The organism is Kribbella sp., assembly GCF_035655035.1.
GTDB lineage: Bacteria > Actinomycetota > Actinomycetes > Propionibacteriales > Kribbellaceae > Kribbella.
The window spans coordinates 1-7367 of sequence record NZ_DASRVN010000259.1; the positions used below are offsets into that span (position 1 = coordinate 1).

The window sequence follows — 7367 nt, forward strand, 5'->3', positions numbered from 1 at the left end:
CACCGAGTTCCCGATCCCGGTGCTGATGTTCCTCGGGCGGCACGACTACACGACCCCGACGGCGCCGGTCGAGGCCTGGTTCGAGGCGCTCGAGGCGCCGTACAAGCAGGCGATCTGGTTCGAGCACTCGGCGCATCTGGCGCCGTGGGAGGAGCCGGGCAAGTTCCTCCTGAGCCTGGTGAACTCCGTGCGTCAGTTCAGCGTGTAGCTGTAGCCGTTGGCAACGAGTCCGGTGAGTAGGCGCTCGCGGTGCTCCTCGCCGCGCAGTTCGAGCTGCAGGGCGACCTCGACCTCGTCCAGGCTGAGGGTCTCCGAGATCCGCTCGTGCACGATCTCGATGATGTTCGCATCCATCGCAGCGAGCTGGTTCACCAGCGTGGCCAGGCCGCCCGGGGTGTCGGGGATGCGCACGCGCAGCGACAGGTAACGGCCGGCGGCTGCCATGCCGTGGCGGATCACGCGCATCAGCAGCAACGGGTCGATGTTCCCGCCGGACAGTACGGCCACCACCGGCGGCTTGAACCGCCTCGGTTCGTCCAGTACGGCGGCCACCGCGGCGGCGCCGGCCGGTTCGACCACGAGCTTCGCGCGTTCGAGGATCAGCAGCAACGCCTTCGACAACGAGTCCTCGCCGACGGTCCGTACGTCGCCGACGTACCGCTGGACGGTCTCGAACGGCACCTTCCCGGGCAGCCCGACCGCGATCCCGTCCGCCATGGTCCGCATCCGCTCCAGTTGCACCGGCTCCCCCGCCGCCAGCGAGCCCGGGTACGCCGCGGCGCCGGCCGCCTGGACGCCGACCACCTCGACCGGCACGCCGTCGCGCTGCAGCGCGGCCGCGATCCCGGCGAGCAGTCCGCCACCACCCGTCGGTACGACGACGGTCCGCACCTGCGGGCACTGCTCGACGATCTCCAGCCCGGTCGTGGCCTGCCCGGCGACGATGTCGGGGTGGTCGAACGGGTGGATCAGCACCGCACCGGTCTCGGCCTCGAACGCCCGCGCCGCGACCAGGCAGTCGTCGATGGACGTCCCCACGAAGCGGATCTCGGCGCCGTACGCCCGGGTCGCCTTCTCCTTCGGGATCGGGGCGCCGTTCGGCATGAAGACGGTCGCCTTGATGCCGAGCAGCTGGGCCGCGAGCGCGACGCCCTGCGCGTGGTTCCCGGCGCTCGCCGCGACCACACCGCGGGAACGCTCCGCCTTCGACAGCCGCGCCATCCGGACGTACGCCCCGCGCAGCTTGAAGGACCCGGTCCGCTGCAGGTTCTCGCACTTCAGGAACACGTCGCCGCCGACCAGCTCACTCAGCCAGCGCGAGTACTCCAGCGGCGTCGGCGCGACCACGTCGTGCAGCAGATCCGCCGCCCGCGCAACATCTCCAGCATCGATCACGACATGCACTTTAGCTTTCGAAAAGCAGTTGCACCGTGAACATACGCTTCGGTCCATGGAGGTTCGGGCTCACGTTGCGCGGCAGGTGTTCACACTCGAGCTGCCCGAGGACTTCTGGTTCCCCGACGTCGAGCCCGTGCTGCAGGCGTTGCGGGAGCAGTTCGGTGTCGAGGCCGTCGTACGGACGTGTCTGTCGGAGGACCCGGTGACGTATGTCCTGGAGCCGCGGGACTGGTACGACGAGGTGCTGCAGTGGATCGGGCAGTACGTCGTGGCGACCGGTCCGTGGGTGCAGGTGAAGATGTGGGACCTGTCCAACGTTCTGCGCGTCCCGACCGCCGACGGAGATGTGTATTTCAAGGCGCTTTCGCGGGCGTCGACCGAGCCTGGTGCGTTGCCGTTCCTGTTCGCGCACGAGCCGCGGTTCCTGCAGCGCGCGTCCGCCGATCGCCCGGGTCAGGTCCCGGCGCCGATCGCGATCGACGAACAGCGGGCGTGGGTACTGCTACCGGATCTCGGTACGCCGCTGGGTGCGTCCGCCGACATCTTGCTGTGGATCGATGCCGTACGCAACCATGCCCGGCTGCAGCGGAGCTATGCAACACAACCCGAACGCCTGCTGGAGTACAGCTGCGCCGACCGGCGGCTCGCCGTACTCCACACCGAGCTGGACGGTCTGCTCAAGCCGAACAAGCTGACGCAACGCCTCGACCCGACGGATCAAGCCAAGCTCCCGGACCGCGCGAAACAGTTGCACGAGGCAATCGACGAGCTGGCCCGGATCGGCGTACCGGAGACCTTGCTGCACGGAGATCTGCACCCACGGAACCTGGCCGTCCGCGACGGGAAGGTCCTCGCGTTCGACTGGACGGATGCGGCGCTGGCCCATCCGTTCCTCGACCTGGTGACGTTCGTCGAGAACCGGTCACCACTGTCCGCGGACCCGCGGGTGCGGGACGCATACCTGGCCGAGTGGGACCAGTACGCCGCTCCACAAGACCTGCGCCGCGCCCTCGACCTGGCCGAAGAACTCGGCGCGCTCTACCAAACGATCACCTACCTACACCTCATCGACCACCTAACCGACCCCACCCAAGCCTCAATCCTCCGCGGCGGCAACACCTGGCTCAGAAAACTACTCACCTGACCACCGCTGCGCCTATGGTGAAGAGCTGACAAGCGCTGCGTATCTGAGAGCAGGAGCTGACAACTGCTGCGGGACGACGAGCAGCAAACGACGTTTGGGCACCGGCAGAAGTCCCCCAATCGCTCGGGGTCGGTAGGCCGGCCCAGAAGCGGTTCCCACCCGCCCTCCTGGGGGACGAGGTGCGCAGCTACGCTCCGCCCGCGCCCCGCTCGGCAGATCGAGCCGCTCGCACTTCAGCAGGCCAGCGCGGGTGCGGAGCGATGCTGCCCGGCGCGGACCGCCCGGCGGCCCGCCGCAGCAGCCGGGAGTCACCGATCAAGCCGAAGCCGGCCGCTTCTCGGAGCAGCAGCGGCTGGAACCCGCCGGAGCCGCTGGAATTGCTGGAGGCGCTGGAAGTGCTGGAAGTGCTGGAAGTGCTGGAAGTGGGAGTGGGAGTAGTAAGCGCCGCGAGTCTGCCTCGGGTCCGGCCCGGCGTCCTCCCGCACAGCCCGCTGTCGCCGACGGCTTGCTCATTCATTGGTGTGCCTGCCTTTGACCCATCCGTTGTTGGTGTTACGCGGTCGAGACCGAGCCGGACCGGAGGCGAACTCCCCGGACCTCCTACCTAGAGCGGGAGAACGAGACCAGCGCTTCATTCAGCCGTCCGCGCGAGGCAACGGTCCGCCCGGCCCGTGCACCAGCGCCTGCCTGCCGGAACCGCGGACGTGCTGCAGGTGGGAGTAGCAGGAGGCGCGAGTCCGGGCAGCGGTCGGCTCGGCCCGTGCGTCAGCGCTTTCCGGCCGGAGCCGCGGAGGTGCTGGAGGTGCTGGAAGTGGTAGCAGCAGGAGGCGCGAGTCCGGGCAGCGGTCGGCTCGACCCGTGCGCCAGCGCTTTCCGGCCGGAGTCGCGGAGGTGCTGGAGGTGGGAGTAGCTGGAGGCGCGAGTCTGGGCGGCGGTTGGCTCGGCTCGTGCGTTAGCGCTTGTCGGGGCGGGACGGGCCGCGGACGTACGGCGACCCCGACGGGGTGCAAGGTGGTTCTTCGCATCACCGCGGGCGGTGAATGAGGCGGTACCTCACACTGTCGCGAAAGACGGTGGGTCGGTGGAGGTGCGTTCGCCCCACACTGCGAAGCGAGCTGCTGCAGCGAGGGTTGCTTCGTCGGCCTTCCAGCGACTGGTTCGTCGGGCGGGCACGGCTGTGTCGTCCCAAACGCCGCCCGTTGCAATGGCAGCGTCGGGCGGTCGGGGACCGTAGCCGGGATGAGCCGGACGTGCTGATCCGACACCCGATGGTACGGGTGGAGTAGGGCTGTTGGGCGGTGGTTCGGCGGGCGGCGGAGGATCTGGGCAGGTCGGTTCAGCCGACACAGGTCGCACGGCGGCCGGATCAGCGCAGGCGGAGCGAGAACCAGCCTGAGCGGCGACTGGGGTGGCCCCGGTGGAGCCGGAGTCACGCTGCACGGGGGCTGGGGTAACCCAGGCGAAGCCGGAAGCAGGCTGCACGGCGGCCGGGGTCGCCCAAGCGGAGCCGGCTCCGGGGTGCGCGGGGGTTGGGGTGGCCCAGGTGGGGCGGGCTACCTGGACCTTGCCGTTGGTGATGGTGATCGTCCAGCGGGCGTTGTGGAGGTCGACGTGGTGGTGGCGGCACAGCAACGCGAGGTTCGTGAGGGCGGTTACTCCACCGTCCTGCCAGTGCGTGAGGTGGTGGGCGTCGCACATCACCGGCGGCGCGGAACACACCACACAACCCTTGTCGCGCGCATTCAAAGCGTGACGGATGTGTTTGGTGACCAGACGTTCGCGGCGCCCGACGTCCAGCGGCTCGGAGTTCGAACCCAGCACCAGCGGGATCACATTCGCGTCGCAGGCCAGACGGCGAATGGTCGCCGCAGACAGGTCATCACCGTAAACCGTCTGACCGGTCGCGTTCGCGGTCGCCGACCGCAGATCGTCCAGGTCGATCGTCACCGTAATGTTCGCCTTCGCGCCATGACCGGCGGTATCGGTGTCCCACGCGTTGGCGGCGACCGTCAACGCGGTCGTGAGCGCATCCGCCTGGCGCTTGTCCCGGGCGCGGGGGTCGAGTTCGCCGTCGACGGTCTTGTGGGGGCGGGCGCCGGCATGGATCACCGCACGCAGCAACTCGGCGTTCTCGTTGGCGAGGTAACCCCGGAACTTCACGCCGTTCTCGGCGGTGATCAGGGTCAGCGACTCACGCCCGTACGCCTTCTGCTCCTCGGGTTCGGGACCGTCGGAGTCCAACAGATTGCAGAGTTGTTTGGCGGCCGACCGCAGCTCCTTGGGAGACAGGTGAGCCGCGAGCCCGACTAACTGCTCCTCGGCGACGTCGAGATCCTCCACCGGGACCCGGGTGCGGACGCGTTCTAGTTCGGTCACGATCGCGGCGGCGTGGGCGGTTTGCATCGGGCGTACACCGGTGTCGGTGGTGATGCCGTCGGCGAGTGCAGTGCCGACCGCGGTGTACTTCGGTAGTGCGCGGGCCAGGCGCACGTCTCGCCAGGCCTCCGACCGGTCGCGGCGGTGGCGGAGCGCGAGCAGCTCGACCGTGTCGCGGGCGCCGAGTTCTTGGGCGTAGCCGCTCTCTTCCGTGCGTGCGACGAGCTGCAGCCGGAGGCCTTGCAGCCGGATGATCTCGGCGTCGACTGCGTCGAGGGCCGGCAGCAGCTCGTGGTTGCCTAACGCAACCACTGAGCGTCCGCCGAGAAGATCCATGCGATAACTCTAGCTGCCGCCTCCGACACTTTTCACAGCAGATCCCCTTGTTTTACTGGAGATCCAGAAACATGTCCTTCATCCCGATGAGGTAGTCGTTTCAGGGAGTTCGCCGCGTCGACCAGTTCGCGGAAGTGCATCCGGGACAGGCCGGGCGGTACCGTCGGCGCCTTCACCTCCGCACGGCTACGCCACCGGTGAACCCCTTCCCCCTCAGCACCTGCGCGCCCCTTTCCCTCACCACACCAGCACCTGTCAGCCCTCCCCCCACCACACCAGCACCTGTTAGCGGTGGAGGACTGCTAGGTGGTGGCGCAGGCCGCGGCGTACGGGTGGGTCGAGGTGGTGTTCCCAGGTGGGGGTGCGTTCGCCGCGGAGCATGGCGTAGTAGGCGAGGGCTTCGGACAGGGCTGCCTCGCGGAGGTAGCCGCGGGCAAGGGGTTGTTTGCCGCGGCCGTTGGGGCGGGGGCGGCGTTCGTACGCCGCGTTCGCGGTGAAGATGCCCAGGCCGTAGAACACCGTGATCAGGTCGGTCAGCGACTCGTGGTCGGGCCGGCCGTCGCGGGTGATGCGGCCGCTGCCGAGCAGGAGTTCGTGCCCGACCTCGTGGGCGTAGATCGCGGTCAGCGCGACCGGATCGGCGGCCAGCGCCGGGGCGAGCTGGATCTGGTTCCGGTCGTCGCCGCGGATCCAGCGGCCGGACTGTTCCTTCACCACGTACGCGCGGACCGGACGCCGTACGCCGTTCAGCTCGAAGCTCAGCCCGCACTGCCCGGGGCTCAGGCCCATCCGGCCGTCGACACGCCCGCACAACGCGATCGCGGCTTCCTCGGAGCCGTCGTACCCGTCCGGGATGATGTCGGGCGGCAGCACGATCTCCCGGAGTAGCACGTCCCGGCCGAACTCGGCGATCAGCCAGTCCATCGACATCCGGATCCAGCGCCGGCTGCCGCCCCGCAACCGCTCGCGCGGCGCCTTCAGCTGGGACCGCAACTGCTGACTCCGCCTGATCGTCCCGATCGGATTCCTCACCCGCCGAATCATGCCTGCCCGCAAACACGCCAAACCTCCCGGTCCCACGAACGGCAGCTCGACAGTACGTATACGTCCGGCACCCACCAGCCGCACGCCGGGCGGTGTGTGCGCGAGCGCGTCAGTGGACATATACGTACTGTCGAGCGGCGGGTTTCAGCGGCCCTGTTGGATCGAGTCGATCTCGGCCTCCTTCACCAGTGCCGCGAGGCGGGCGAACGTGCGGATCCGGACCGCGCGATCCAGCTCGGCCGGCAGCGCCGGCAGCAGCGACTCAGGCCACAGCAGGTGCCGGCGGTAGCAGTACGCCGCGAGGGCGTCCGAGGCGCCGCGCTCCCCCAGGTACCCGAGGCTCTGCCGCATCGAGCGCCGCCCGGGGACCCGTTCGACGGCCTGGTTCGCGAGGAAGATCCCGAAGCCGTGGAACACCGCGAACAGGTCGGTCACCGCCTCGGCGTCCGGCCGGCTCCGGTCCATCAGGTGGTATCCCCAGAGCACCTCGTGCCCGAGCTCGTGCGCGGTCGCCGCGATCACCGCGGCCGGCTCGGCAGGCATGGTCTCCGACAGCAGCACCGCAGTACCGTCGTGGCCGCCGGTCCGCAGGTCGAGCCAGGCCGCGCGCGAACCACTGCCAGCCGGCGCCGACCAGAACGCGACGGCCCGTTCGTACAGCGAGGCCCGGCGCTCCGGATCGGTCTCGTCCCGCAGCGCCGTACTGCGCTTCACTTCGGCCGCCAGCTCGCGGTCGACGAGCACGGCGATCTCGGGCGCGTACCCGGCCGCGGCCAGCGCCTCGACCTCGGCGACGGACATCGTTGCCTGAAGCCCCGAAATCCCGGTCAGCTCCGGATGCTCGGCCCGCAACCGACGGGCGGCGGTACTGCGGCCCGCGGCGCGGACGTCCGCCATCCGGAAGCTGAACCGGATCCGGTCGTCCGGTACCTCCATCCAGGCGCAGACCCGCAGGCACAGCTCGCGGGCGGCGCGCTCCGAACCGTCGTACCGGGCGGGGACGAAGGCACTCGGCAGCACCGGCGGGCGGCGCATCGGCTCGACGCCGAACCGGCCGATCAGCCAGTCC

Annotated in this window: 5 protein-coding genes and 1 pseudogene; 2 read left to right on the forward strand and 4 right to left on the reverse strand. The window is 69.4% G+C overall.

Annotated features, from left to right (window positions below):
- Nucleotides 1-208 (forward strand): annotated as a pseudogene (locus VFF46_RS15330) (hypothetical protein); the annotation flags it as partial.
- Here VFF46_RS15330 and ilvA read toward each other — a convergent pair.
- A complete protein-coding gene (gene ilvA, locus VFF46_RS15335) occupies nucleotides 193-1452 on the reverse strand; it encodes a threonine ammonia-lyase (protein WP_325037783.1) in 1260 nt (419 codons plus the stop codon). The pseudogene VFF46_RS15330 and the gene ilvA overlap by 16 nt on opposite strands.
- On the opposite strand from ilvA, the gene VFF46_RS15340 reads away from it, so the two are divergent.
- A complete protein-coding gene (locus VFF46_RS15340; RefSeq protein WP_325037784.1) occupies nucleotides 1451-2542 on the forward strand; it encodes an aminoglycoside phosphotransferase family protein in 1092 nt (363 codons plus the stop codon). The genes ilvA and VFF46_RS15340 overlap by 2 nt on opposite strands.
- A gap of 1053 nt (nucleotides 2543-3595) precedes the next feature.
- On the opposite strand, the gene VFF46_RS15345 is transcribed toward VFF46_RS15340, so the two are convergent.
- The 3 genes from VFF46_RS15345 to VFF46_RS15355 all read right to left on the reverse strand — a co-directional run.
- On the reverse strand, nucleotides 3596-5254 hold the full coding sequence (locus VFF46_RS15345; protein WP_325037785.1) for an HNH endonuclease signature motif containing protein: 1659 nt from the start codon (nucleotides 5252-5254) through the stop codon (nucleotides 3596-3598).
- A gap of 285 nt (nucleotides 5255-5539) precedes the next feature.
- Nucleotides 5540-6286: a hypothetical protein gene (locus VFF46_RS15350; RefSeq protein ID WP_325037786.1), complete on the reverse strand. Its 747-nt coding sequence runs from the start codon at nucleotides 6284-6286 to the stop codon at nucleotides 5540-5542.
- Nucleotides 6287-6442: 156 nt separating this feature from the next.
- The coding region (locus VFF46_RS15355; protein ID WP_325037787.1) for a hypothetical protein at nucleotides 6443-7367 on the reverse strand (925 nt) is incomplete at its 5' end.

Coding starts and splice junctions, on each gene's coding strand:
- VFF46_RS15345 (WP_325037785.1), bottom strand. CDS start 5,254: ATGGATCTTCTCGGCGGACGCTCAGTGGTTGCGTTAGGCAACCACGAG.
- ilvA (WP_325037783.1), bottom strand. CDS start 1,452: ATGGACCGAAGCGTATGTTCACGGTGCAACTGCTTTTCGAAAGCTAAA.
- VFF46_RS15340 (WP_325037784.1), top strand. CDS start 1,451: ATGGAGGTTCGGGCTCACGTTGCGCGGCAGGTGTTCACACTCGAGCTG.